Below are 24,160 nucleotides of genomic sequence, written 5' to 3'. Positions count from 1 at the left end.
CATGCCGCTACCGACCCATCTCCTTATTCCGCGTCGTCTCCTTGTTATGGATCGTCCAGAACCTCGCCCACCAGCCCTTCCTTTCGCGTGGGTCCACATCCGGATACCCTGCCGCGACCGAACCGAGGAAAGGCCACTCTTCCCACGCTTCCACCAAACCCGCCCGCTCCGGATTCCTGAAAACATAAAGCAGCACATCCTCGAACGCCTGCGGATTTCTCTCACTCTCCACCAGCACGTGGTCGAATGCCTGTCTCTGGAGTTTCATATCCCGCTCCCGCAGCAATCGGTTCCATCCCCTGCGGAAAAACTCCACCGCCGCCACCTGGTCCGAGTCCGCCGACGTCCCCATCAGGAGGAAATGCCCGTGATCCGGCATCAGGCAATAACCCGCACAGACCAGCGCGTATCGGTGGCACGTATGGATCAGCAGTTCCCGCACGCGGAAATGCATCGCCTCATCCAGCCATCCACGCTTCCGTCCATCGATGGTCATTGTCCAGTGAACCCACGCGTGCCCTCGATACCACGCCGCAGGCAGCCGCTTCAGTTCATCCGGGGGTTCGTCACGCAGGGGCATGGAAAATGGAAGGTCGCTTCATGGCGTTGCCATGGTGGCGATGAGGATTCACCACCCGCTTGGTTTTCCACAACCGCATTCTTCACGAATCTGTATCCGTAGCGTCCACCTAGCGCCGTCGCAGGGTAGCGTCGTGGTCGCAGGGTAGCGTCGTGGTCGCAGGGTAGCGTCGTGGCTGCGCCACGACGGCGGGGGAGATCCACCATCATCCCTCGATTCCAATCCTGGCTGAGATCCCATCGAGTGAAAAATCATGCTCCAACGCCAGGTGACGCCCACCCAGCCGTCATGGCGCAGCCATGCCGCTACCCAACACCATCATCTCACGCCTCTCTCACCCTCAAGAGCCTCCTGCATCCACTCCCGGCATGCTTCCACCAGCAACCCATCCACCTCCGCGAAGCGGTTCTCATCCACATCATCGTAGGCATAGTAGAGGCTCATGATATACTCAATGCCGTGGGAATCCCCCACATATTTCTTGATCCGTTGATCCAGGTGGAAATGACGATCAACCTCGCTCACCACACGGGCCGCACCAACCTTCGGTCCAACGGTTCCCGCCGCGACATCACCGATATATCGCCGCAGCAGATACCAGATGATGCCCTCCTCATTCTCCGGAGTGATGATCCCGAGATCCCCCATCGCCGCCAGGTAGGGGACACTCAGTTCCGAAAGCTGCTTCTCCGCGAAAAATGCCACCTCCGCCAGCCCGGGAGAGTAGATGCCCGCATCCAGCGCCGCATCCGCCGCACGGAACAGATCATCGGCATTCGCCAGTCTCGCCCGGAGCCGAACCGCCTGCAGCTCCAATTCCTGCAAAGCGGTCACCGCCGCCGGAGAGGGGAGACTGGAATCATCCGTGCTCATGCTTGACCACGATTGGACGGGGAACTGCCCGTATCGTCGATGTTCTTTTCGTGGCGTAGCGTCGTGGCTGCGCCACGACGGCGGGGGAGATCCACCATCATCCCTCGATTCCAATCCCGTCTGAGATCCCATCGAAAGGGAAATCACGCTTCAACGCAGGTGACATCCACCCAGCCGTCATGGCGCAGCCATGCCGCTACCCGGGCGATCCACTCCGGAGACAGGTTACGGCTCCACAGGGAGGCGTTCCTTGTCATTCACGAACACCCGTCCCGGCATCCGCAGATCCACGGCATCGCCTTTGGAGAAAGAACCGAAGTTCCGGTCATTCACCCGCAGCACGCCGCCCTCGTAGAGTATCTGGAGTTTCTCTCCATCCACGCGGATCCGGGTGCTTGAAAAGCTCCAGCGGCCGACGCTTGGCAGCATCCACGTGATGCCGGCAGCCTCTTTCTTTGTCCCTGGAAAGTTCCTCTGGGAGACATGACGGTTGAGGACGTCCTGGGTTTCCATATCATACTTGCGACGCGCCGAAATAATGGCGTCGAACATACCATCGAGTTCTCCCATCACTCCCTCTGACGTTTTGCGGAACGCATCCAGCGTCTCTTTCTCGGTGGCATCGGTGGTCGATCCGGCCTTGTCCCGCAGACCCTTGTCCACGGTTTCGGACACCTGCTTGGCTCGCGGTGCCTCCGTGATCGCCTTGGGGTTCTGATGGAAATATTCGACCAATCTTGGCAGCACGTTTCCCGCCGCCTTGCGATCCTCCGCGGACGCATCCGGATTGTTGAGAAGCTGGTCCAGCGGGATGATCGACACCCACATCTCGTCCACAGCATCATCCTTCAACTGGTCGATCTTCCCTGAATCGATCAGAGTCACATGAAATCTGTTGTGTCCGCCCCTGATCAAGGCGGCCTGCTGTTGGCCGACTGTCACCCCCTTCTCAAATGCCCCGGCGTCGCCCTGCCGTTTTCCCAGCCAGAAGCCGCCCGCGCCCACCAGGATGACACCCGAAAGGATCGCGGAGTATTTCAGAGCGGGATTCATGGGATCTTCGTGAAGTGAGCGTCCACGATCACCGGCAAATCCACCCATGTCACGGAGCATCTCCCGTTTCATCACCTCCCCCTTACCCTCCCCACCGCCCCGACCAGCCCCCGTCTCCACGCCTCCGCGAAGGTCCGGAACGCATCCGCGCTGTGGGAGAACACATCGTGCTTCGGCATTTCCCGCAGCTTGTGCGCTCCGCCGGAGAGCCATAAAAAGTGTCGGTGGTCTTCCCTCGGACCACCTACTCCTCCATCCCGATCCCGGCCGACGTGGCGAAGTGATCCACGAACGCAGGCACATGCCGGGAGAGCCTCTTGAGAACCGCGCTGACGCTTTCCTTCCTCGCCTCCGCGATCTCATTGAGACGGCGTGCGACCAACATCGGTGCGATGGCAAAGAGTGTCAGAAGAAACTCGGAGGGATGCACGGCTTTGATTCTGGCCGTCTCCAGCGATTCGCTGGGAAAGTCCTTCAGGTTGAAGGTGACGATGACCTCCGCGCCGGTCCGCAGTGCCGCCTGGACGACATGGGCGTCTTTCGGATCAACTCCGTCGGGGCATACGGCGAGATGCAAGGACGCTGCGGACGAGTCCGGAAAGTGCTTTGTCACCATGGCCCGCCATCGATCGGAAATACCGCTCTCCCAGCCGAGCTTGCCATGAGCACGTTGCGTTTCGTCGAGAATGATTTCCGACCAGTAGGGGAGATAAAGTCTCGGCGTTTCCGCGAGACGTAACAGCAGGTCACAGACGCTGATGTTGGCCAGCACACAGGCGTCCAGCACCACGGCGAAGTCAGCCTTCATCCTGCGGCTCCTGATCGTAGTATCCTGCCTCGGAGGTCATCCTTGTGATGTCGTCCAGAGCGTGCCGCCGTTCCTGGTCCCGCTTCGCGCCATAGGCGGCGACATCGCCGAACTGAACCCTCCGATGCGTCCCGACGGTGTGATAGGGGATCTCCCCGTTCTCCAAGAGACTGACGAGATGCGGACGGGAAACCCCGAGATGATCCGCCGCCGCCTGGGTGGTCAGCACCTCATTTTCGGGTATCAGGAGCATGGCGCGGCCTTCGCGCATTCCGTTCACGATCTGGCGTAGAACCTTATAGATCGCATCCGGAAGCTGCAGTTGCTCGCCGGAGCTTCCGACCAGAGCGGGGACTCCTTTCTGGTTCATGGCCGCCGCCAGCATGTCCAGACGTCCGCGGTCTTTTCCGCTGAGTTGTTGGGCACTGAGCCGCCTTTCCTGGAGGTTCGAGATCATCTTCGTATACAAATACTACACCGTTCCGCTACCGCGTATAGTCGAAATAAACGAAAATAGCCGAAAATAAAGGTAATTGCCATCACCTCCCCCTTACCCTCCCCACCGCCCGCGGAACCCTCTCCATCCCACCACCCACCGCCCCCACCAGGCCCCGCCTCCACGCCTCTGCGAAGGTCCTGAACGCATCCGCCGAGTGCGAAAATACATCATGCTTCGGCATTTCCCGCAGCTTGTGAGCGCCGCCGGGGGAGGTGTCGCGCTGGTAGCCTTCCAGGCAGGCGACGCCGCTGGGGTAGTCCTCCTGCGTGTCCGCCGCGGCGTTGTGCGGTGATCCATCCGCATTCCGCGGCGTGTCGCAGTGCGTGCGGTGGAACCAGCAATGCGGCAGCAGGTCGCGCACGTAGCCGATGCCCAGCCAAACATCCGGCGTGCGCGGGATGACCACGATGTTGTCCAACCCCGCCGCGCGCAGCTCGCTGACGTAAGTTTTCCCCGTCCCGCGGTCGCGCGTCTCCGCATCGTGCGGCAGGTGGTGCGCGGAGATGGGCCTGCGCCACTTCGCCTCCCACTTCCGGATCTGGTCCGGCAGCGCGGAGCCGGGCAGGCCCTCCGCCTCGAACCAATCCAGCACCAGGAACCACCGCCCCACCGGCTGGATCAGCCACAGCGCGGAGTAGTCCGACAGGCCGATGTCCCAGAACGTGAAAAGCGGGTGCTGCGCCTCCATGCCGAAGTCACACACCCGTCCCGCCACACGCAGGTCCGCCATCTGCCTGCCATAGATCGCGCCCTCATGGATCGCCTGGAACGCTTCGCCCGCTGTCGATGGAAATTCCTTTTTCATGCCGTGTCCTTGTTCCAGGTGTTTGTGGTCGTACCAAAGCATCTGCCCCGCCGTGCAGGTGATGCCGTGCTCCGCGTGGAGCTGTTGGAAATACGCCTCCGTCTCCGGCCGCAGCGCGTGCCGCCCGGAGGGCAGCGTGTAGCGCGGGTCCTGCCACCACGGGAAAAAGTGGAAGCGGCTCTGGATGCTCGTCAGGTTCCCGTCGTCGTGGCGCATCGCGTTGTTCAGCAGGCGGAAATGCTCGCCCATCTTCCCTCCCTCGTGCGTGCTCTCGATGTTGCGCACGTTCCCCGGCGTCAGCGCGTTGAACGCCCCGTTGATGATCTCCCGCGCCTTGATCGGCGCCCAGATGGCCGTCTTCCCAAGCTCGGAAATATGCACCCGCTGTGGCGTCGTCCCGCGCAGCGAGGTCGAGCACCGCGCCACCGATCCATTCCCGAACGCCAGCTTCCGCGCCGATGGTGAAAGCAGCGGCACCGCCTTCTTCACCAGCCTGCCCAGCCGCCACGTCTCCGGGTGGATGTCGCCGTTGTCCAGGTGCTCCCACGCCGTGCGCAGCATGTGCAGCTTCGCCTCCGCATCCTCGATCGTGTAGTCGATGATCCCCGCCGTCAGCCCGCCCGGCGTGAAGATCAGGTCATCCGCATACAGCACCTCGATGAACGTGGAGAAGCCCAGCTTCCGTGCCTTCAGCACATGGTTGCAGTACCACATCCGGTTGTAGAAAGCGCGTTGCGCCACATTCGGCCGGAAAGGAATCAGCACCCCGTCCGCATCGCGGATCGTGTAAAGATGGTTCAGTCTCCAGGCACGCGAAGCCAGTGGGGTCGAGGAAAGGTTCATGGATGGAGAGGGGAACATCGAACATCGAACGTCCAACATCGAATGTTGAAGGGAAGAATAGCGGGGAGGGAGATCTCCCGTCGCGGCAGCGTCATGGAGTGCGGCAGCTCTCTGCCGCTTTGGGGTGGGAGATCAACAGGGGGGAGGCATCAGGATTCAGAGAAACGCGGCGGTCCGTGATGCGGAGGGGGCTGTTTCTGTTAGGTGGAGATGGTCCCGCTACTGATAGCGGCAGAAGACGGCCCCACTCCATGACGCTGCCGCGACTGGGGCGATCCCCACCCGCCCCTTCTTCACTTCGATGTTCGATGTTGGGCGTTCGATGTTCAATGTTCCTAAAGCTGATCTTCCGGCAGCGGCCCGTGTTGCGGCAGCGTCTCCAGCGCGCGGGCCATCTGTTTCAGCAGGCTCGTCTCCGGGTCCTGGCCGGAGAGTTTCAGGTCGATCTCGATCGCCTTCAGCGGGTCCAGCTTTTCCAGCCGGGTGGAGGCGGATGTCCTCGCCACCGTCTTGATCAGGTCCGCGTCGCGCCCGCCCTCCGGGTCCAGCGCCGTCAGCGGCGTGCGGACAATCCGGGCGAGGAAACGGCGGATTTCCAGCAGCGTCAGCGTGCTTTCATCCGCCGCCCGCGCCTGCACCGCGTCGATGTAGGCGGCCACCTCCGGCTGCTTGCGGAGCTTCGCCGCGTTGCTGCGTGAGCTTAGTGATGTGCCTTTGTAGCCCGCCGCCAGATACGCCGTCACCAGGCAGTCGCCCGCCAGCACCCGGTCCGCGAACATGCGGTGGCGCGGTCTTTGCGGCGGCATCGGGGGATCATCGGCGGCGGACATGGGCGGCAGGGAAGGGGGTTGGGTCAGCGGAAATGGCCGGTGGTGGAGCTGGTGACGCGCTTGAGGATCCGTTGGAACTTCTCCCGGCCCTCCTCCGTGATCTTCACCACCAGCTTCGTCCCGGGCAGCGCCTCATACTCGAAGTACGGCGTCCGCCGTATATGATTGCGCACCGCCCAGTAGGACTGCCCCACGTGCAGGGAAAGCTGCATCAACCGCATCTTCCCGCCCGCGCGGAGCAGGGTCATCATCGACGCGAACGCGCCCAGCGACACATTCTCCACCGTCAGGGCCGCGGCCAGCGCCACCGGGTCAGGATTCGGGGCGGAGGGATCGGCGTCGTGGCGGGCAGGCATGGCAGGTCGGGGAATGGCTGATAGGGGGGCAGGCGGGGTGAATGCGCCTGATCTACGGTGACTGCCGTAGAGTGTGGGAGGAACGTCCCGCATCCTACCCCATCCGTCCCGCGCGCGCGATGCGGGGATGTTCCCGAGTTGTTCCGTAAGGAGGGAGGACACTCCTGTCCTCCGGCTGCAACAGGAGCCCAAAGCAAAGAGTATCCTATGAACAAACAGGTCTTTTCTTGTTCGCCAATGCCGTCGGAGGACAAGAATGGGAGCGTAGCGGACATGGCGGCTCTGCCGCAATGTCCTCCCTCCTTATCCATGGAATCTTGTTGCATCCTCCACCTCCCGGCATGATGAAACACCATGCCCTACACCTTTGAGGAGGATGACGAGGTCATGCAGGCCTACCTGGCCGAGTATGACCTTGCGGATCCCGCCGTCCCCACCGGCCACCGGACGAAGATCCTCAACCTCACCTCCTCCATCCGCCAGGCGAAGCGGCTCGACTTCGACGGCAGGGCGAAGGCGCTCGCCGCCATCGGGAACCTTGAGCGCCGCCTCGCGGAGATCCGCGTCTTTTTCCCCTCGGAGCACGCCGGGTATAACCGCCTCATCGACACCCTCGTCACCGCCCTCGCCACCCTCCAGCAACGCGCGGAGGAAAAGTTCCCGGCCGACGCCTGATCCCTGCTGCACCCCCGTTTTTCCTCCCGACCGCCCGTGTTTCGGGGTGGAGATCTCCGTTCGGAAAATCCCCGCCTGCATCCGCGGAGCCTCACGCCAGTATGATCACGAGGGCGGTGCCCACGAAAAGCGAAACGGCGAGGAACAGCAGGAAAATGACATCTCTGAAAATGGCCAAGGAACCAACCATGGCCCCGATCCCTAACACATGAGAAGAAAATCGGCCTCCGGACCGATATGACGCCGCATTATCACGTATTTTCCGAAAAGCGGGTCGGTGAAGTAGCGAAGGTCGTGAGACCTTCGGCAGTAGGGAAGTCCATGGGGAACCGATGCATGTCCATCATCACCCGTGCACCCCGCCGAATCTCTCACGAGATTCGCTACACCCCGGACTTACTGCCCGCGAGATCATCCACCGCCAGTGTCCACTTCACTCCCTCTCCCTCAGATCCAGCACCGTGCAGCGGTCCAGCAGCCTGCCGATGATCGGCGACGCATTCATCGCGGAGATCACCGGGAGGAATGTCTCCGGGTGGTCATTCGCCGTCCATGCCATCGGCAGGTGGTGGTTCAGCCGGTGGTCCAGGATCTGGAAAAGCTGGCTCTCGAACGCCGCCGTCCACTCGTTCTTTCCCAGGTCATCCAGAAACAACCATGGGGCCGTCAGGCACTCCCGCAGGTGCTCCCGCGCCAGCGCGGAAATCTCCCGCTCCCGGGACATGCGGTCGTGCGCCGCGTCCTTCAGCCGCACAGCGGACGTCCAGCACACCCGCGTGCCGCCGCTGATCACCCGGCGTGCCAGCAGCGCCAGCACCCGCGTCTTGCACCGCGCCGCCGGACCGATGATGCCCAGCGTCCGCTGCCCCGCCGACGGATGCCAGCGGTCCACCGCCCGCCACAGCGGACGGTTGAACTCCGGGTGATCCTCCTCCGTCTCCCGCAGGTCCGGAGGCAGCGTCGCGCACAGCATCTGGTAGGCCTGCTGCATCCGTTCCTCCTCCTTTTCCTCCCGCCGGTGTTTCTCCGCCCGCGCCTGGCAGGCCGGGCACTCCTTGTTCAGATGCGCCGCCAGATCCCGCCCGAAGCACAGGATCGGCTCATAGGGGAACAGCGCGCCACAGTGATGGCATGATGTGGTCGTAGTCGTAGTGGTGGTCATGGTGATTGGTTGGTCATCGGTCAATGGTCATCGGTCATCGGTCATCGGTCATCGGTCATCGGTCATCGGTCATCGGTCATCGGTCATCGGTCATCGGTCATCGGTACATCCTTGCCTGATGGCTGGTGACCATTGACCGCTGACCTCTTCAAATCCTGATCGTCTTCCCCGTCCTGCCGCCCAAGGACAGCTTCTCCGGTGGCGTGCCGTGGTTGGCGGCGCGGTGGCCGCTGCCGGTGGACAGGCGCAGCCATGTCCGGGGATCATCCTCCCAGCGGCGGTGGGCGAAAAACTTCTCCGCGGATGGCACATACGCATTCAGGTGCCCGCTCGGCAGTTGCCGGATGACCGCCGCGATCGCACGCGTCCCATCCGCGATCGCACGCGCATCCACCCCGTCCGCGATGTGACGGGCGATGTGGCGCACCGCCTCCCGCACCGACTGCCGCCGCGGATACAGCTCCGCGATTGCCTCCGGCTCCAGGCACTCCGCCGTCCCTCCGGGATCAGCTACGGCATTCATCGTGGAAATCCCCCCCTCATCCGGACGAGCGGCGGCTGTGGTCGTGGCGGAGGGAGCCTCCTGCGCGTCCTCCCGGCACTTCCTGATGGCCAGGTGCAGATCCTTCACCGCCGCGATGGAGTCCTCCAGCGCGTGGTGCGGCCGCGGTGCCGTCTTTCCATACGGAAATGCCATCCGCCACACCGTCCGTGCGCACGCCGTCTGCCAGTAGTTCCACGGCGGCTCGCAGCCCAGCACATGGCACGCCGCATCCAGCAGCGGGAAATCATACGTGCTGCCCCAGGACCACCACGTATGCGGGCGGCCCGTTTCCTCCACCCAGCGGGAAAAGCATGCCAGCGCCTCCTCCAGTGTCACCGGCTCCGCAGGCGGTTCGGGCGGCCACGTTCCGCGCTCCGTGTGCCAGTGCAGCGTGCGCAGCTCCGTGTGCAGCTTCGCGTGCGGGAGGATGTGGCGGTGGAACGGCTCCCCCAGCAGCGCGCCCGTGCGCGGGCAGAACGCCACCGCCCCCAGTTGCACGATCGCGCTGCCGGGCCGCACCCCCAGCGCCTCGATGTCCAGCAGGATGTGGTGCGGTGACTTTCTGGCAGCGGCCTGTTTCGCCAGCTGCGCGGGGGGAGGGGTGGTGGTCTGGGTCATGATTGGAAAAGTGACGGGTGGTGAGGTAGAAGAGGGAAGAAGTGCCAAGTGATCCGTGATCAGTGATCAGTGGAAGAGGGAAGAAGTGCAGGGTGATCAGTCGAAGAGAAGAGAGCGTGGAGAACGGAGCGTTTCATCATACCGGCACTGATCACTGATCACAGATCACCCGGCACTCCCCCGTCAGGGGGCGTTTCTTCCCCTGATGACCGTGCGATTCCGGCTGGGGGACATTCAGACGGAAGGCGGAACCGGGGAGGGTGGCGGATGAGTGTTATGGCGTCCGCCACCTCCTGCCTCCCGGATCTCCCTCCAGCCGGAATGGCACGGCCATCAGGGGAGGAAAGTCATCTCATGGGGCATCCGCCGTGGCGGCCCGCCGCGTGCGTCCGTGGGTCTCCACCCGGCGTTGCAGCGCGTGGTAGGCCTCCCACATCGCGCGGGCGAAGCCCTTGTCCCCGCGCACCAACTCCCGCCCGCGCAGGCAGCCGTGGCGGATCGTCCCCACATCCTGCCTCTGGAACGCACGGGCGATCTCCCGCCGCGTCATCCCCTGGTCCGCCAGCAGCATCCACGCCGCGAAGCGTCCCTTCACCAGGTGTTCCTCCCGGCAGTGGCCCAGCAGGTCACCCGTGGGGATCCGGAAAACACGCTCCACCACCTGCAGCGCCGCCACCACCAGCGGTGGCAGCTTTTCCCGCATCGGCGGGCCTTGCTTCATGGCGGGGACAGCGGTGGCTCCGCGGCGTTGCAGCTCCTGCAACAGGTCAGGTGTCGGAATGAGGGATAGCGTCGTCATGGGAAAAACAATGAGAGGTAAGGAATCGCGCGGAACGGAGCCGCTGGGAGCGCTGGTCTTCAGACCGGCGTCTTCAACATTCGGCCAAGCCACCACTGATCTTGGATCTTGGATCTTGGATCTTGGATCTTGGATCTTGGATCTTGGATCTTGGATCTTGGATCTTGGATCTTGGATCTTGGATCTTGGATCTTGGATCTTGGATCTTGCCCCATCTACGCCACGCATCGTAGTTCACCGGCGTCCGTGTTATTTTTGGAAAACCCCTCCGGATCCACCGGCCATCCGCATTTCATTCCTCCTGGTGAGCCAGGGGAGTGCGGATGGCCGGGGAAGGCCCGGGGGGAGGGGAGATGGGGTTTGGGAGAAAATCGGGCCCCGTATCCAGGGACCGGGCGGAATGGGGGGAAATCAGGCGGCAAGGGAAGCGCCGCGGGAGAAGGGGGGAAGAGCGGCTCCTGTTACACCGCTCCGCCGCGCCCTCACAGCCGGGGCAGAGCATCGTGCGGCGGCAGGTCCCGGCGGTCCCACTCATCCCACCGTGCGGCGATCCGCAGGCAGCGCACGCACTCGCAGAACTCCAGCGTCGCGACGAAGGCGCACAGGGCAACCCCGCACCCCGAGGCGATCGCCCAGGCCGGGCGTTCCCCCAGCGCGTTCACAAAGCAGGCGGTGGTCGCCAGCACCCCGGCCAGCGCGGCGGCGGCTCCGGTGAAGGCGTGGTGGCGGGACAGTCTCAGGTATCTGCGGCTCATGGCGGTCGGTGGGTGGATGGGTGTTCGTTTGTTGTGAGTTCAAATGAACAGTATTTTTTCTTGCCCTGCCAGCCCTCATTTGAGACACCTCTTCCTACTGTTCGGACTACCGCAACAAATACCTCCGCAGGCCTTATTCCACCCACCTCACCCGCCCTTTCCCGCCATGAAACAGAATTGCAAAACCTCCGTCGCCCTCTGTGAGGACGAAGTCGCCATCCTCGACGCCACCGCCCGCCGGCTGAACATCTCCCGCACGGAGGTCATCCGCCATCTCATCCTCTACAGCGGCATGGTCGGCGGCGACTTTCCGCTCACCTCCCGCATCCTCGCCCTGCCGTTGAAGGACCGCGCCCGCGTCATCGGCGAGATCCGCACCCGCGCCGAGTCCGGCAACCCCGCCAAGCCCCAGTCCTTCCGCCAGTGGATCAAGGAAACCGTCGGCAAGGCCGATGACGCCGCCGTCGAAAAAACCGGCGAGACCCTCCTCAAGGAACTCCTCGAAATGGCCAAGTGATGGCCCCCCTCCGGGGGAGTGACAGGACACCATTCGGCGGAGTGCCGGGGATGGGGATAAGTGCCGAGTGATCCGTGATCAGTGATTAGTGGAAGAGGCAAGCCAGCATCTTAGTCCCATCGTTCCGGCACTTCTTCTCCGCGCCCCTCTCAGCGACCTCCGCGCCTCCGCGTTTCGTTTCATCTCCGGAAATCTCCCGTTCCATCGTCCCGGCACTGTTCCATCGTCCCGGCACTGATCACTGCTCACTGATCACTCGGCACTCCCCCGCAGGGGGCCTCTCTTCTTCCTCGACGTCTCCCCATCCTGCGCGACCTTTGCCGCATGAGTTCGCCAGAGTCCGCGCCCGCCCATCCCGCCAACCCACCCGGCCCCGGCGGCTGGCACCTGGAGCACACCTACGCAGCGCTGCCGGAGGATCTCCACCAGTCCATCCTGCCCACCCCCGTGGAGGCCCCGCAGCTTGTCGTCCTCAACCGCCCGCATGCCATCGCGCTCGGCCTCGATCCCGATGCCCTCACGGAAAACGCCGCCGATTTCCTTTCCGGAAACGTCCCGCCACCCGGTGCCGCCCCGCTCGCCCAGGCCTACGCAGGCCACCAATACGGGAACTTCACCAACCTCGGCGATGGCCGCGCCATCCTCCTCGGGGAGCAGATCACGCCCGGCGGCGCGCGCGTTGACATCCAGCTCAAAGGCCCCGGCCGCACCCGCTACTCCCGCGGCGGGGATGGTCGCGCCGCCCTCGGCCCCATGCTGCGGGAATACCTCATCAGCGAGGCCATGCACGCTCTCGGCATCCCCAGCACCCGCAGCCTTGCCGTCGTTGCTACGGGAGAAGCCGTACACCGCCAGGACGGACCGCTCCCCGGCGCCGTCCTCACCCGCACCGCCTCCAGCCACATCCGCGTCGGCACCTTCCAGTATGCCGCCGCATCCGGTGGCGGCCTCCCTCTGGAGGCCCTCGTCCGCCACACCCTCGCCCGCCATTTCCCGGAAAAAGTAGGCGCGGAAAACCCCGCGCTCGCCCTGCTCGACGGCGTCGTGGAGCGCCAGGCGGATCTCATCGCCCGCTGGATGATGGTCGGCTTCGTCCACGGCGTCATGAACACCGACAACATGGCCCTCTCCGGCGAAACCATCGACTACGGCCCCTGCGCCTTCATGGACACCTATGATCCCGCCACCGTCTTCAGCTCCATCGACCGCCGCGGCCGCTACGCTTACGCCAACCAGCCCTCCATCGCCCAGTGGAACCTCGCCCGCTTCGCCGAGGCTCTCCTGCCCCTCATCCACGAGGAGGAAACCACCGCCATCAGCATGGCCATGGGCTCCATCCACGGGTTCGAGCCGCGCTACCAGGACCAATGGCTCGCCGGCATGCGCGGAAAGCTCGGCCTCTTTCACGCGGAGGAAGACGACCTCCCCCTCATCCACGCCCTCCTCCAGTGGATGGCGGATGAGAAGCAGGACTTCACCAACACCTTCGCCGCCCTCTCCACGGGCGACACCCATCTTTCCACCGACGAAGCCTTCACCACCTGGCACACCGCCTGGCAGGCCCGCCTCACCCGCCAACCGCAGACCCTGGCGGAATCCATCGCCCTCCGCGCTTCGCGCAACCCCGCCGTCATTCCGCGCAACCACCTCGTCGAGCACGCCCTCACCGCCGCCACCGACGGCGACCTCCAGCCCTTCCACGCCCTCCTGGAAGTCATCTCAAACCCCTTCGCCCACGGGCAGGTCCCCGAGCTCTACCGCACCCCGCCCCCCGCCGATGGCGAAAGATACGTCACCTACTGCGGCACGTGAGGTCGGTGAACACTTCTGTCCCGAGTAAGGAGGGAGGACACTCCTGTCCTCCGGCGGCATTGGCAAATCAGGAAAGACCTACCGCAAAGCCGCAAAGGGCGCGAAGATACGCAAAGGGCACCAAGATAAGCTTTCTTTCTTCCCTGAAAACTGAAAACCGAAAACTTCTCACTCTTACCCCATGCCCCGTTTCAGTGCCTTCACCATCCCGCCCGGCACCTACCGCGTCATCCGCGATTTCGTTGACTTCGACGGCACCAACCACCCGCCCGGGGAGACATGGCACTATCTTTCGCGCAGCTTCCTGCCCTACGATGCCGGCCTGACCCTCTTCATCCAGCGCGACGGCGCGGACCGTTCCATCCGCCTCCAGGACTACCCCGATGCCCAGGGCCCCATCATCGACAACTTCCACGAATACATCGAGCGGGTGGGGGAGTGATTCCGCGTAGCGGGATGGCTGCGCCATCACGGTTGTGCGGATGGGTGACGTCTTCCGATCCCACCGCGCCATGGATGGCATCCTTTTCCATGCGGAGCCGTGGGGAGGCTGTGGGGAAGCCCATGGAAAGCCAACGCCCGCCATCCAACAGACGCCCACCCCGCCGAAACTCTCACGGGCTTCGCTACGCTCCCTTCATCCGCGCCACATCATCCCCCATCACGAAGGCACCACCGACTCCGGCCAGCGCAGCTCCACCCCGCGCGACGTCAGCCTGTCCTGATATTCCGCTAGCCTCTTCCTGTCATTCCGCACCTGCCGGGGCGGCACCTTCGCCGCCAGTGCCTCCGCCACCAGCGCGCCCGCCGCTTCACCGATGTTCCACTCCACCGGGTGCAGGCGGTAGCACCCGTTCGTCAGGTGCGTGGAGCCGATGTTCTTGTTCGCGGCGATGAGGTTCTCCACCCGCCGCGGGATCAGCGCACCCAGGGGGATCTGGAACGGCAGCGCCGCGAAGTCCACGTAGTTCCTCCCGCTCGTGCTCGGGTGCAGGTCGATCCGGTAGCTGCCGATGCCCACCGTGTCCGGGAAATCCGCCGCCTTCACCTCCTTCTCCGCCAGTCCCGTCGCGGCCATCCGCGCCTCCGTGCCCACGTGGTTCTCCGTCACCGTGAACTCCGCCAGGATGCGCCGCGCCTCCCGCACGTACACCGCCTTTGCCAGGCCGTCCGTCGTCCCCGTGATGTCGCCGCGCAGCCGCAGCCCCGGCCAGCCCGTCCCGCCGTCCGGGCGCGGTGCCTCCGTCTGCATCCAGTGGAACAGCGCCAGGCTCAGCTCACGGCTGCCCGCCAGATGCCGCGCGTCGTCCTCCTTGCTGCCCCCGATGATCGGTCCCGGCAGGTAGTCATTCTGCGGCCAGTTCACCAGCGTGATCGGTCCACGGTAAGTGCCCGGTTTGAACATCGCCGGGTTCGCCAGACGCCGATAGTTGAAAAGGTTGAACACGCCCTTCTGCCCCGGCCCCATCGGGTCGAAGCCCATCTCCCGCCGCTCCAGCGTCGCCGGGTGGCTCATCGTCCAGCTCAGCAGCTTCCCCGGCCACGGCGGCGTCAGCGCGGGCACATAGTCGCGCCAGAAATCATAGTTCGCCGGCTTGTCCGTCACATGGTCCTCACCCGGGATGTGGTCCATAGCGAAGCACCACGTCACCGCCTGCTGGTCGTTCGGGTCCGCCTTTTCCGGTGCCCGCGGCTCGCCCGTGTCCGCCCGTGCTTCCGCTCCGATGACATGTTCCGTCCCCGTCAGCGGCAGCAGGTCGCCCAGCTCCGACGCGTCGATGAAATACGGCGCGGAAAGCACCACCTCCCGGTTCCGTTGCACGTCTCTCACCGTCACCGCCTTCACCCTGTCACCGTCCATCGCAGCAGACACCGGTTCATGCTCCAGCAGCACGCGCAGGTGGCGTCCGCCCAGCCAGGGTGCCAGCATCTGCTCCAGCACCGCCAGCGCCACGCGCGGCTCATGGCAGATCCGCGAAACCCCGCCGCCGCCCGGATTCAGCTTCGGGTCAGCCTTCGCCGCGTCCGTCAGCGGATAGTGGTCGCGGTAGTACTGCCGCACCCCGTTGCGGAAGTCCCGGTAGCTGCGCGTGCAGCCGAACTCCTCGATCCACCGGTGCTCGTCCGGCGGCACGCACTGCGATGTCAACTGCCCGCCGATCCAGTCCGTCGGCTCCGTCATGATCACCCGCAGCCCCGCCTCGCACGCAGCCAGCGCCGCCGCACAACCGCCCATCCCTCCGCCGATGATGACCACATCCGCATGCCATTCGGAAGCCGTCTCCTTCTGTTGCGCCGCCAGCCACGGTGCCCAGGAAAAAAGCGGCAGGGATGCGGCGGCGGTGGACTTCAGGAAATGTCGGCGTTTCAGGTGCATGGCGGGAAATCGTGATGGGTGGGTTTCGTCAGCGCGATGGAGCGCAATGGTCCGCCTAATCCATTCCACCCCCGCGGCGCAACCGAACTCCGCCAGCGGACCCGATTAGTTGCCTCATTTTACGGAATAACACGCTTCGTGGGCGGGCACCTCGTGTGGGCCTCTCTCCGGACGCGGCAGCGTCATGGAGTGCGGCAGTCTTCTGCCGCCATCAGTCGCAGGCGGGACTTCCCCCGAAATGGAACCCCCAACCGCACTCCCGTAGCCCGCATCATTTTCCCGCAGTCATATCCTTCCCCAAAGCGGCGGAGGGCCGCCGCACTTCATGACGCTGCCGTGCCCACGCCTGCCCGGATGGAAAGGGGCTGGAAAATGGCAGGGTAGGTGGACTTACCATGAGGATATGGGAAGTAAAACGAGAGGGACGCGGAGGCTTCATGCCGGTTATTTTGTCCGCCTCATCCCCAACCCACTCCCTTTTTCCGCGCATCTCTCCGCGGCCTCCGCGACCTCCCCGCTTCGTTTCATCCGCATGCATGGGGGGCCGTCGGCCCCGCCACCTTCCTCATTGCCCCGCCGTCATCCCTCCGTCCATGATGTGACATCCTCCATGCTCCGGTCCTTCCTCCGTATCCTCTTTTCCGCCTTCATCGCGTGGTCGTTCTGTGCGGCGGCGGTCATCATCCCGGTGGTCGCGCTGGATTGGGAAATGTTCCCCATGCCACCGGCGGACTTCATCGAATACCTCCTGGACCTGATGGAGGAAATCTGCGGTGTCCTCGCCGTGCTGGTGGCCATCCTCGCCGTGCTCATCGTCCCGTTGTTGCGCTTTCCTCGGGAAAAGCCGCTGCTGCACCGGCCCGGCTGGGCGTCGCTCGTTGGAGCGGCCGTGTTTCCCATCGCCTCCGTCATCTGGGTCTTCGGGCTGGATGCGCTCGGCACCCTGGAGATCGGGGAAGCCCGTGGGGTGGACTGGTTCATCCTCGGCCTCGCCAGCGCGCTTGGCGGCGCCGTCTTCGCCTTCATCCATGCCTACCTTACCGTGCTCGCGGCCAGGAAAAAGGAGGGGCATGCCCCGCCCGTGGTGGACGCGTAGGAGCGTCCCGCCTCACTCCGTCACCACGCGGAGAAATGCCCTCTCCCTGGCCGATGCCGGGTCCTCCAGCCGGAAAGTACGATATTCATAGTCCTCATCCGGATGCGGCGGGTGCGGCATGGCGGTGTCCTCCCGCACCTCCAGCAGGCCGGACGGGTCCGTCATGTTCTCCAGGTCCGCCGTCGCCAGGATGCGGTAGGTCACCCCGTCCGCGGCTCCCGCCAGCGGCCTGCCCGGCGTGAACACCGTTCCACGCCGCACCGGCACCGTCAGCGACAGGTGCGTGGCCTCTCCGTCTCCCGTGGAAACCACGGCCAGCGCGGGGGAAAAGAACGGCCGGACCGCCGCGTCCGCCGGATCTCCGCCAAAGGCGAACTCCTGCAGGTTCGTGAAACCATCATCATCCGCATCCTCCCCGCGTCCCGTCCTGCCATCCATCCGCGCCCGGTGCGCATCCAGCCACACGTCATAGCGCGTCGGCACGCCGCCCGCATCCACCACATACAGTTGCGGTCCCTCCGCCTCCGTCGTTGCCGCGAAGAACACCTTTCCGCCCGCGGCGGTGAAGTGGGTGGGGGAGGACCCGCCGGAGTCCCCGGTCAGGTCCGCCAGCATGCGCGTACCCTCCACCGTGCCATCGCTCAGCCATGGCTCCTCGCCATGGATGCCGTCGTTCCCGGAAAAGTAGAGCTTCCCCGCGTGGGCCTTGATGTCCCCGGAAACGCTCACTCCACCCAACCGGTAGGTCCCTTCCACGGTGCCGTCGCTGCGCCACAGCCCTGCATCCACGGCGGGGGATGTCACGCTGAAGTGGGCCACTCCACCGAGGACTCCTGTGGAACCATAATTGTTGAACGCACGGAGCCGCACCAGCGGGCCATCCGCAGGGATGCGCCACAGGCCCGCGTGGTTCGCATGATTGACGCCCCCTTGCCCGATCCCCAGCGCCAGCACTTCCTGCCCCGCCGGGATCAGATGGACACCTGCGGGGAACCGGTGGAGCAGCACCTTGCCTGCGGCAGTCCCGTCCGTCCTCCACAGTTCATCACCCACCTTATAGTAGGTCAGCCCTCCATGCTTCAGGATGGAGCGTGAGGGCACTTCTACCTCGGTGAGCCTCCCCGTCCCCTCAGGTGTGCCATCCGTCCACCAGATGCCCGCCATGCTGGAAGTGCCGACGAAGCGCACGACCAGATTTCCATACCACTCCGTGGACACCTTCACTTCCGGGTACGCCCGGCCGTCACCCGCGTTCATCTCCATCCGTGTGCCCGCATCCGTCCCATCCGTGCGCCACACCCTCTGGTTACCTGTGGAATCGGACGCGGCGAACCACACCTCACCTTTGAAAACCGTAAGCCACTGGGGCTTGGAGGATGCCTGTCCGGGGAGGAGGTCTTTCACCATCCTCGTTCCCTCCGCCGTGCCGTCGCTCCGCCACAGCTCGGTCCCGTGGACGCCGTCATCCGCCGTGAAGTGGCACACCCCGTCCAACATCACCGCCCCGCCGAGCGCGATGCTCCTGAAACCCTCCTTCCCCGGCGGCCCGGCTTCCACCAGGGCCGTGCCCGCCACCGTGCCGTCACTCTTCCAGAGCCGTCGTCCGGTGGTGGCATCATGCGCGGAAAGCAGGAGCCGGCCATCCGTCATCGCCGTCATGGCGCTGATGGGTTTTCCTCCCAGCACCCGCCCCACCGGAGCCGCCACCGTGCCTGCCGGCGTGCCATCACTCCGCCACACCGTGGAGTTCCCCGCGATGACCAGCGCGGACGCCGTGGCACCCATGCGGATCTGTGGATTTGCGGAAGACGGCCCGAGGTCAGCCACCGCCACCGTCCCCGCCACCGTGCCGTCCGTGGTCCACAGCTCCCGATTCCCCTCCGCGGTGGTTTGAAGGAAGTAAAGCTTGTCCGCGAATACCGTGGAAGATCCGGATTGGTTCCGCATCAGCCGCAGGGTCCCTGCCTCCGTCCCATCACTCACCCATAGATCCCGGCCACCGGAGTAAGGCTCTGGCGCGGCGTCGAAGTAGATCTTTCCTCCTGCGGCGGTGATCGGGAGCGGAACCGCGGTAGAGGGCATCGGCACGGTCTTCACCAGCGTGGTGCCTTCCTCCGTGCCATCACTCCGCCACAGTTGCAGCCCCTGCGCGGCGGAGGTCAGGAAATGGACGTCACCATCCAGAAGCACGGGCCGGAAGGTGTCGGAAATCACGTAACCGGTTTCCTTCAGCGGGGTGACCCCGCCGGCATCCAGCCGGTGCAGCATCGGCGGCCCGCTATCGGACGCGGAGACGGTGAAAAGGACCGCGTCATCCGTCATGGCCCACACCAGTGAGACAGGAGCACTCCCGTATGGAGCCGGGGTGAAGGCGGTTACGGTTCCTGCCGCGGTGCCGTCGCTCTTCCGCAGGTTGTGGCCACTGAACCAGATGGTGCTGCCTGCCACCTGCACGGATCTTATCGTCGGTTCCGCGGCAAATGATACGGTCCCTTCCTGCGTGCCATCCGTCTTCCATAGACGCATGCGCCATTCCCAGTTGGGTTCCGCGATGGAATCGGTGATGAACAGCGCGCCGCCTCCCGGTGCCGGACGGAGAAGCTGGATATTTCCTGACGCGTTCCCGCCCGGCCACCGGATGTCAACCGGCACCGTCCCTGCTGCCGTTCCATCCGTCTTCCAGATCCCCAACCTCTGGTGACTGCCGAAGTAGAGCTGGTTCCCGTCAGCCACACCGCGTGCGTCCGGCAGAATGGAGCCGGTCCCGACGATCGTTTCCCTCACCAGCCGCGTGCCCTCCGCCGTGCCGTCCGTTTTCCACAGCTCCTCGCCTTGGGTCACGGTCCGGCGGCTGTAGTAGAGCATTTCCCCCATCACCACCCCACCATCGCGGGAATTCGAGGACCCCGCCGCATGGGACAAGGAGGTCAGGCGTTCGGGGATCTCCTGCCCGGCAGCCATCGAGAGGCCGCATGCAGTCAGGAGCGAGGCAAGCGGAAAGTAAGTTTTCATGCACAAAGGAACTTCAATGTATATACATTGAGTATCCTATGTGTAAATTTAGCACGGAAATTCACCGATGATCTGGAATAACGCGCAATCTTGCGTAATGGGTGAATGCGTTTGCGTAACGGGTGAATTCGACCGCGGCACGACTTTACCGCCGTTCAATCGGTCAAGAGCAGGGGGATCACTCCGCCCCGTCTTCTTCCGGCTGGCTCAGCACTTCCTCGGGTGTCAGCACGGTGGCGCGTGTGCCGTCGGCGCTGGTCTTCACCAGGGTGATCTCCAGCCGCTCCATCAGCAGGGTCTCCGCCAGCAGGCGGCGCGCGCGGTCCTCATCCTCCAGCCGCACGCCGACGGTCGCACCGGCGCTGCCCACGGAATACCAGCGGATGCCATGGCTGCGGAAAAGACAGCGGATCACCAGCTCCTCACGCTCCCATGACTCCGGCGTGTTCGGGTAGCTGGCGATGATCGTGTAGCGCGGCACCTCATCCTCCACCATGTCATCCCCCTCCTGGCCCATCGCCATCCCGGAACACACCACGCCACCCGCGCAGGCGATGAGACACGCCATGGCGGTGGGGATGCTGCGGAACAGGCCCCTGGATTTCATGAGACTGGAAGGAATAACGGATTCGCCGCCGGGTGCAATGATGGAAATGGGGAGGGATATATCGAAGCGCGGAGGCGCGGAGGTCGCGGAGGTCGCGGAGAGGGACGCGGGAGTGGAGATGGCAACCCTTGGAAGACCTTTCCGTGATCCGTTCATACCAGCAAACCAGAGGTCACCTTTTCCTGACCGGGAACAGGAATGACCGCTGATTGCGTTGATTTGCCGGCATTCCACAGAATGCCCCATCCTTGCTCCGCGTCCCTCTCCGCGACCTCCGCGCCTCCGCGCCTCCGCTTTTCGTTTCATCCCTCCGGAAAAACTGGCCATCTGTTCAATCCTCCGCCTCTGCCGTGGTGGCGGATGATGGCCGGCATGTCTCCCTATCTGCGGGCCCATGAGGCCTATCATCGTGACGGCGGGCCGTGGATCCCGTGGGTGGATGCTCTGGACTTCCACCTCCAGCACGGCGTGGTCATCTCCACACCGGAGTGTTTCATCATGGCGCGGCGCGTGGTCGCCGCCTGGCCGGACCACCACCACCTCACCCTGCGCGCGGTGGCGGATGGGGATGCGGCGGACGCCTGGCACGTCTGGTCCGCGGCCGGATCGCTGGATGCGCTGCTGGAGATCGCCTGGCGGCATCCTTCGCGGCAGATCACCTTCCAGCGGCGGGATGAACGCCTGCACCGCGTGGCGGCGGAGAGGTTGCGTGGCGGAAGTCGTGGGACTTCCGGTTGGGGGGAAGTCGTACCGGAACCCCGGCCTCATTTCTAACAGACGCGCACCCCGCCGAAGCTCTCACGGGCTTCGCTACGTCTCTACCTCCCCACCAGCGCCCGCAGGAAGCCGCGGATGATACGGTAAATCACGTAGATGATCCCCACCACGACTCCGACGGAGGCCAGCAACGCCAGCAGGATGATGCCCAGGAAAACCCACAGCGGCCACCAGCGCATGTCCAGCGTCCGCACGCGGCCCTGCCAGTTCCGCCAGTCGTTCCAGTCGCCGCCGCGCGGGCGTTCCCCGGCGGGATCATCCCCGTGCGCGGCGGACACGGGAACCGGCGCGATGCCGTCGATCTCGACGACTTCGACTTCGATGGTTTCCGGCTCTTTTTCCATGGTGGCGGCGCGCGCTTGCGGTGTCCTCCACCGGCGGCGGCCTGACTACTACGGGAGGCATCCCACCTCCGCAAGTTCCGGCAGGGTGGAATCTCCCGCGCCTTTTCCACGGTGCGGGAGCCACGCCTTCCCCTCCTTACCTGTGCCTACGCCGCCTTCCTGCGGTGCGGGCGGGCCGGGGTGACGGGAGCGGGGGAGGGACAAAGGGAGTGAACGGCGGGCTGTTGTCTCACGATCCAGCCTGCGCGGCGGACCAACAGTGGAATGACCGGGCTTTTGAATTCGATGCCGTTCATGGTGGTTGGGGTAAAAGCAATCAGCGGGCCACATCATCCGCCGTGTGGTGGATTCCATCCGGCCCGGCCGAGCGGATCCCGGTGGATCGCGCGGATTCCTGGTGGAAGAAATACGGAGTGCCCCAGCGGTCAACGAGTTCGCCGGAGCCGTTGAGGAACGGACCGCTGTCGGCGAGGAACGCCACCTTTCTGGGATTTTTCCCCAGCAGGGCGGCGGTGATCTCGCTGTTCTCCCCCACGGGGTTCCCCTGGTGATGGCGGGCGTATTCCGTGAGCAGCAGCTCGATGGTGGAAAGATCATCCTCCGCGGTGGCTTCCGGAGATCCCAGGGAGGCGGCGGCATCCGCTGCGATGGGGAGGAGCGTGACCTCCGCCGGTGATGCCATGGGGACAGGCGGACGATGCCTTTCCGGTTCCTTCACCGTCACCGTGGCGGATTCCTCCCGCGGCAGGAAGAAGCCGGGGAACACGGACAGCAGGACCAGCGCCGTGGCCAGCGCGAGGATGAACCACAGCACCGGATGCGGCCATGCCCTGCGGCGGTCGCCATGGGAAAGGGAAGCCATGGTTCAGAGGAAAGACAAGTTCGCGGAGGAGGAGATGGGATCGTCGAAGCGCCGCAGGTTGGGGAAGATGGCTTCCAGGTCGTTCGATGAAGCACCGAACCACCTTGCGAGGACGGACGAGTATTGGTCCACGGAGGTGGTCGGAATCCAGCGGCCGCGGTTCGCGTTCCCCGCATCGATGGAGCCGGAGGCGTTGCCCACCTTGAGCGATGGGAAATGGCCGAAGACGTCGCCGCCCTTCACCGCCCCGCCCAGCACGATGGCATGGCTGCCCCACGCATGGTCGGAGCCGGCCTTTTCCGGATCGGTGTTGTTGGGGGTGAAGGTGCGGTTGAAGTCGGACGCGGAGAACGTCACCACGTTGTCCCACACACCCAGCGCCTGCAGGGTGGAGGAAAAGGCCGCCAGCGAGTTGTTCAGCTCCGCGATGAGATCTCCATGGGAGGCGAGCAGCGTCTGGTGGGTGTCGAACCCGCCGATCTGGCAGAAGAAAAGCTGGCGGTTGTTTCCCAGCACCCCACGCCCCGCGATGAGCTTGGCGATCATCTTGAGCTGGTTCCCCAGCCGGGTCGTCGCATTCGCGAACTGCGCGTCGAAGTCCACGCCGGAGGTGGCCGCCGCCGTGATCGCCGCGCCGACGCTGCTCTCCGCCGCCCGCGCACGGACCACCACCCGCTTGTATTCCTCCTCATGGAGATTCCCATGGGTGAGGCGCATGATGTCCTCGAAGGCCTTCAGCCGCAGGCCCGCCGGGGTGGTCCTGTAGGTGCCGTTCGCGTTGAGCGCGTCCGCGTAGTTGTCGCCGAAGCCGGAGAAAGGGACCGTTCCTTCGTCATTGATCGAGTATTGCGTCACCTGTCCGGCGGTCCCCACCTGGAAGGAATTCACACCCGCCAGGGAGATCGACATGGAGACTTTCGAAGTCCCGGCATTGTAGGAGGAATGCAGCAGGTCCGCCGCCCGTCCGCCCCAGCCGGAGGTGAATGCCTGGTCCGGCACGGAGGACTGCCACTGCGTCTGCTGGTCGGAGTGGGAGAAAAGCTGCGGCGGCAGGGGGATGTTCCCGCTGTCATACTCCGCGCGCGAGGAGACCGGATGGGCCAGCGTGCCGACGTTGGAAATGACGGCCAGCTTCTTTTGGTTGAAGAGGGCGGCCAGATCACCCGCCGCCGGATGCAGGCCCAGCGGGGCCGTGGTGCCCGCATGGTGGCGCTGGAAGGCCTTTGTCGTGGCCGGGAGATTGAGCGCGTGCAGGCCGGCGGATGGCAGCGCGAGGACACCGCGTCCATTCACGTAGTCGGCGCGGAGGGATCCGGCGGAAGCCGTGCCGCGCGGCACCAGCAGGTTGTTCGAGTCATGCCCGCCGTTGAGGAACAGGCAGACCAGCGCCTTGTAGTCCTGGGTCTGCGGGGTCTGCGCCGCGGCGGCGGTCAGCAGGCGCATCTGCGCCAGCGCATTGACCAGGCCGGTGACTCCCAGCGAAGCGCAGGCGGACTGGCGGATGAAATCACGGCGCCGGAGGAGGTCCTCTTTCTGGTGTTTCTTCATGGAAGGGA

The 24,160-nt window shown here is 64.6% G+C and carries 26 protein-coding genes; 7 read left to right on the top strand and 19 right to left on the bottom strand.

Features of this window, described 5'->3' with window-relative positions; all coding sequences use genetic code 11:
• Positions 1-7: 7 nt before the first annotated feature.
• From KF712_04355 to KF712_04320, 8 genes are all read right to left on the bottom strand, one after another.
• Positions 8-580 (bottom strand): transposase, encoded by a 573-nt coding sequence (locus KF712_04355; protein MBX3740197.1) that lies wholly within the window; start codon positions 578-580, stop codon positions 8-10.
• 318 nt (positions 581-898) lie between these two features.
• Positions 899-1,453: a hypothetical protein gene (locus KF712_04350; GenBank protein MBX3740196.1), complete on the bottom strand. Its 555-nt coding sequence runs from the start codon at positions 1,451-1,453 to the stop codon at positions 899-901.
• A gap of 225 nt (positions 1,454-1,678) precedes the next feature.
• Positions 1,679-2,506, bottom strand: a complete 828-nt coding sequence (locus tag KF712_04345) for a hypothetical protein (GenBank protein ID MBX3740195.1) — start codon at positions 2,504-2,506, stop codon at positions 1,679-1,681.
• Positions 2,507-2,750: 244 nt separating this feature from the next.
• A complete protein-coding gene (locus tag KF712_04340; protein MBX3740194.1) occupies positions 2,751-3,314 on the bottom strand; it encodes a PIN domain-containing protein in 564 nt (187 codons plus the stop codon).
• Complete coding sequence (locus tag KF712_04335; protein ID MBX3740193.1) at positions 3,304-3,771, bottom strand: excisionase family DNA-binding protein; 468 nt, start codon at positions 3,769-3,771, stop codon at positions 3,304-3,306. The genes KF712_04340 and KF712_04335 overlap by 11 nt, the downstream gene beginning before the upstream one ends.
• 82 nt (positions 3,772-3,853) lie before the next feature.
• The gene (locus KF712_04330) at positions 3,854-5,461 is read right to left on the bottom strand and encodes a hypothetical protein (protein ID MBX3740192.1); all 1,608 of its coding nucleotides are present in this window, start codon (positions 5,459-5,461) and stop codon (positions 3,854-3,856) included.
• Between the two features lie 335 nt (positions 5,462-5,796).
• Complete coding sequence (locus tag KF712_04325; GenBank protein ID MBX3740191.1) at positions 5,797-6,291, bottom strand: hypothetical protein; 495 nt, start codon at positions 6,289-6,291, stop codon at positions 5,797-5,799.
• Between the two features lie 23 nt (positions 6,292-6,314).
• Positions 6,315-6,647, bottom strand: a complete 333-nt coding sequence (locus KF712_04320; protein ID MBX3740190.1) for a hypothetical protein — start codon at positions 6,645-6,647, stop codon at positions 6,315-6,317.
• A gap of 354 nt (positions 6,648-7,001) precedes the next feature.
• On the opposite strand from KF712_04320, the gene KF712_04315 reads away from it, so the two are divergent.
• Positions 7,002-7,322 carry a hypothetical protein gene (locus KF712_04315; GenBank protein MBX3740189.1) on the top strand — a complete coding sequence of 107 codons (321 nt, stop codon included), beginning with the start codon at positions 7,002-7,004 and terminating at the stop codon, positions 7,320-7,322.
• Between the two features lie 433 nt (positions 7,323-7,755).
• Here the strand turns inward: KF712_04315 and KF712_04310 are convergent, their stop codons facing one another.
• The 4 genes from KF712_04310 to KF712_04295 form a co-directional block, all read right to left on the bottom strand.
• Positions 7,756-8,484 (bottom strand): ATP-binding protein, encoded by a 729-nt coding sequence (locus tag KF712_04310; protein MBX3740188.1) that lies wholly within the window; start codon positions 8,482-8,484, stop codon positions 7,756-7,758.
• Between the two features lie 148 nt (positions 8,485-8,632).
• Positions 8,633-9,646, bottom strand: a complete 1,014-nt coding sequence (locus KF712_04305) for a 3'-5' exoribonuclease (protein MBX3740187.1) — start codon at positions 9,644-9,646, stop codon at positions 8,633-8,635.
• Positions 9,647-9,998: 352 nt separating this feature from the next.
• On the bottom strand, positions 9,999-10,445 hold the full coding sequence (locus KF712_04300; GenBank protein ID MBX3740186.1) for a hypothetical protein: 447 nt from the start codon (positions 10,443-10,445) through the stop codon (positions 9,999-10,001).
• Positions 10,446-10,927: 482 nt separating this feature from the next.
• The gene (locus KF712_04295) at positions 10,928-11,200 is read right to left on the bottom strand and encodes a hypothetical protein (protein ID MBX3740185.1); all 273 of its coding nucleotides are present in this window, start codon (positions 11,198-11,200) and stop codon (positions 10,928-10,930) included.
• 166 nt (positions 11,201-11,366) lie between these two features.
• On the opposite strand from KF712_04295, the gene KF712_04290 reads away from it, so the two are divergent.
• From KF712_04290 to KF712_04280, 3 genes are all read left to right on the top strand, one after another.
• Positions 11,367-11,717, top strand: coding sequence for a ribbon-helix-helix protein, CopG family (locus KF712_04290; protein MBX3740184.1), 351 nt, complete (start codon positions 11,367-11,369; stop codon positions 11,715-11,717).
• Between the two features lie 324 nt (positions 11,718-12,041).
• The gene (locus tag KF712_04285; GenBank protein ID MBX3740183.1) at positions 12,042-13,529 is read left to right on the top strand and encodes a YdiU family protein; all 1,488 of its coding nucleotides are present in this window, start codon (positions 12,042-12,044) and stop codon (positions 13,527-13,529) included.
• Positions 13,530-13,710: 181 nt separating this feature from the next.
• Positions 13,711-13,971 carry a DUF3601 domain-containing protein gene (locus tag KF712_04280; protein MBX3740182.1) on the top strand — a complete coding sequence of 87 codons (261 nt, stop codon included), beginning with the start codon at positions 13,711-13,713 and terminating at the stop codon, positions 13,969-13,971.
• Between the two features lie 219 nt (positions 13,972-14,190).
• Here the strand turns inward: KF712_04280 and KF712_04275 are convergent, their stop codons facing one another.
• Positions 14,191-15,906, bottom strand: a complete 1,716-nt coding sequence (locus KF712_04275; protein MBX3740181.1) for an FAD-dependent oxidoreductase — start codon at positions 15,904-15,906, stop codon at positions 14,191-14,193.
• 610 nt (positions 15,907-16,516) lie between these two features.
• On the opposite strand from KF712_04275, the gene KF712_04270 reads away from it, so the two are divergent.
• Positions 16,517-17,002 (top strand): hypothetical protein, encoded by a 486-nt coding sequence (locus KF712_04270; protein MBX3740180.1) that lies wholly within the window; start codon positions 16,517-16,519, stop codon positions 17,000-17,002.
• Between the two features lie 12 nt (positions 17,003-17,014).
• Here the strand turns inward: KF712_04270 and KF712_04265 are convergent, their stop codons facing one another.
• Together KF712_04265 and KF712_04260 are read right to left on the bottom strand one after the other, a co-directional pair.
• Complete coding sequence (locus KF712_04265; protein ID MBX3740179.1) at positions 17,015-20,014, bottom strand: hypothetical protein; 3,000 nt, start codon at positions 20,012-20,014, stop codon at positions 17,015-17,017.
• Between the two features lie 178 nt (positions 20,015-20,192).
• Positions 20,193-20,621 (bottom strand): hypothetical protein, encoded by a 429-nt coding sequence (locus tag KF712_04260; protein ID MBX3740178.1) that lies wholly within the window; start codon positions 20,619-20,621, stop codon positions 20,193-20,195.
• On the opposite strand from KF712_04260, the gene KF712_04255 reads away from it, so the two are divergent.
• A complete protein-coding gene (locus KF712_04255) occupies positions 20,620-20,823 on the top strand; it encodes a hypothetical protein (protein MBX3740177.1) in 204 nt (67 codons plus the stop codon). The two genes, KF712_04260 and KF712_04255, sit on opposite strands and share 2 nt — an antisense overlap.
• A 170-nt stretch (positions 20,824-20,993) precedes the next feature.
• The gene (locus KF712_04250) at positions 20,994-21,395 is read left to right on the top strand and encodes a hypothetical protein (protein MBX3740176.1); all 402 of its coding nucleotides are present in this window, start codon (positions 20,994-20,996) and stop codon (positions 21,393-21,395) included.
• Positions 21,396-21,439: 44 nt separating this feature from the next.
• Here the strand turns inward: KF712_04250 and KF712_04245 are convergent, their stop codons facing one another.
• The 4 genes from KF712_04245 to KF712_04230 form a co-directional block, all read right to left on the bottom strand.
• Positions 21,440-21,742 (bottom strand): hypothetical protein, encoded by a 303-nt coding sequence (locus tag KF712_04245; GenBank protein MBX3740175.1) that lies wholly within the window; start codon positions 21,740-21,742, stop codon positions 21,440-21,442.
• A 146-nt stretch (positions 21,743-21,888) separates the two neighbouring features.
• The gene (locus tag KF712_04240; protein MBX3740174.1) at positions 21,889-22,038 is read right to left on the bottom strand and encodes a hypothetical protein; all 150 of its coding nucleotides are present in this window, start codon (positions 22,036-22,038) and stop codon (positions 21,889-21,891) included.
• 20 nt (positions 22,039-22,058) lie between these two features.
• A complete protein-coding gene (locus tag KF712_04235; GenBank protein ID MBX3740173.1) occupies positions 22,059-22,604 on the bottom strand; it encodes a hypothetical protein in 546 nt (181 codons plus the stop codon).
• A 3-nt stretch (positions 22,605-22,607) separates the two neighbouring features.
• Positions 22,608-24,152 (bottom strand): DUF1501 domain-containing protein, encoded by a 1,545-nt coding sequence (locus tag KF712_04230; GenBank protein MBX3740172.1) that lies wholly within the window; start codon positions 24,150-24,152, stop codon positions 22,608-22,610.
• Between the last annotated feature and the right edge of the window lie 8 nt (positions 24,153-24,160).

The sequence above is a fragment of the Akkermansiaceae bacterium genome (genome assembly GCA_019634595.1).
Taxonomy (GTDB): domain Bacteria; phylum Verrucomicrobiota; class Verrucomicrobiia; order Verrucomicrobiales; family Akkermansiaceae; genus Luteolibacter.
Note: the sequence above shows the minus strand (reverse complement) of the source record. Positions and strands in the feature narration are given on the sequence as shown.

Excerpts from the sequence above, each read along its gene's own strand:
- KF712_04235 (MBX3740173.1), bottom strand. The coding sequence starts at position 22,604 with ATGGCTTCCCTTTCCCATGGCGACCGCCGCAGGGCATGGCCGCATCCG.
- KF712_04320 (MBX3740190.1), bottom strand. The coding sequence starts at position 6,647 with ATGCCTGCCCGCCACGACGCCGATCCCTCCGCCCCGAATCCTGACCCG.
- KF712_04305 (MBX3740187.1), bottom strand. The coding sequence starts at position 9,646 with ATGACCCAGACCACCACCCCTCCCCCCGCGCAGCTGGCGAAACAGGCC.
- KF712_04295 (MBX3740185.1), bottom strand. The coding sequence starts at position 11,200 with ATGAGCCGCAGATACCTGAGACTGTCCCGCCACCACGCCTTCACCGGA.
- KF712_04315 (MBX3740189.1), top strand. The coding sequence starts at position 7,002 with ATGCCCTACACCTTTGAGGAGGATGACGAGGTCATGCAGGCCTACCTG.
- KF712_04300 (MBX3740186.1), bottom strand. The coding sequence starts at position 10,445 with ATGACGACGCTATCCCTCATTCCGACACCTGACCTGTTGCAGGAGCTG.
- KF712_04290 (MBX3740184.1), top strand. The coding sequence starts at position 11,367 with ATGAAACAGAATTGCAAAACCTCCGTCGCCCTCTGTGAGGACGAAGTC.
- KF712_04355 (MBX3740197.1), bottom strand. The coding sequence starts at position 580 with ATGCCCCTGCGTGACGAACCCCCGGATGAACTGAAGCGGCTGCCTGCG.
- KF712_04280 (MBX3740182.1), top strand. The coding sequence starts at position 13,711 with ATGCCCCGTTTCAGTGCCTTCACCATCCCGCCCGGCACCTACCGCGTC.
- KF712_04340 (MBX3740194.1), bottom strand. The coding sequence starts at position 3,314 with ATGAAGGCTGACTTCGCCGTGGTGCTGGACGCCTGTGTGCTGGCCAAC.
- KF712_04250 (MBX3740176.1), top strand. The coding sequence starts at position 20,994 with ATGTCTCCCTATCTGCGGGCCCATGAGGCCTATCATCGTGACGGCGGG.
- KF712_04325 (MBX3740191.1), bottom strand. The coding sequence starts at position 6,291 with ATGTCCGCCGCCGATGATCCCCCGATGCCGCCGCAAAGACCGCGCCAC.
- KF712_04260 (MBX3740178.1), bottom strand. The coding sequence starts at position 20,621 with ATGAAATCCAGGGGCCTGTTCCGCAGCATCCCCACCGCCATGGCGTGT.
- KF712_04255 (MBX3740177.1), top strand. The coding sequence starts at position 20,620 with ATGAGACTGGAAGGAATAACGGATTCGCCGCCGGGTGCAATGATGGAA.
- KF712_04350 (MBX3740196.1), bottom strand. The coding sequence starts at position 1,453 with ATGAGCACGGATGATTCCAGTCTCCCCTCTCCGGCGGCGGTGACCGCT.
- KF712_04265 (MBX3740179.1), bottom strand. The coding sequence starts at position 20,014 with ATGAAAACTTACTTTCCGCTTGCCTCGCTCCTGACTGCATGCGGCCTC.
- KF712_04285 (MBX3740183.1), top strand. The coding sequence starts at position 12,042 with ATGAGTTCGCCAGAGTCCGCGCCCGCCCATCCCGCCAACCCACCCGGC.
- KF712_04310 (MBX3740188.1), bottom strand. The coding sequence starts at position 8,484 with ATGACCACCACTACGACTACGACCACATCATGCCATCACTGTGGCGCG.
- KF712_04335 (MBX3740193.1), bottom strand. The coding sequence starts at position 3,771 with ATGATCTCGAACCTCCAGGAAAGGCGGCTCAGTGCCCAACAACTCAGC.
- KF712_04240 (MBX3740174.1), bottom strand. The coding sequence starts at position 22,038 with ATGAACGGCATCGAATTCAAAAGCCCGGTCATTCCACTGTTGGTCCGC.
- KF712_04330 (MBX3740192.1), bottom strand. The coding sequence starts at position 5,461 with ATGAACCTTTCCTCGACCCCACTGGCTTCGCGTGCCTGGAGACTGAAC.
- KF712_04245 (MBX3740175.1), bottom strand. The coding sequence starts at position 21,742 with ATGGAAAAAGAGCCGGAAACCATCGAAGTCGAAGTCGTCGAGATCGAC.
- KF712_04345 (MBX3740195.1), bottom strand. The coding sequence starts at position 2,506 with ATGAATCCCGCTCTGAAATACTCCGCGATCCTTTCGGGTGTCATCCTG.
- KF712_04230 (MBX3740172.1), bottom strand. The coding sequence starts at position 24,152 with ATGAAGAAACACCAGAAAGAGGACCTCCTCCGGCGCCGTGATTTCATC.
- KF712_04275 (MBX3740181.1), bottom strand. The coding sequence starts at position 15,906 with ATGCACCTGAAACGCCGACATTTCCTGAAGTCCACCGCCGCCGCATCC.
- KF712_04270 (MBX3740180.1), top strand. The coding sequence starts at position 16,517 with ATGCTCCGGTCCTTCCTCCGTATCCTCTTTTCCGCCTTCATCGCGTGG.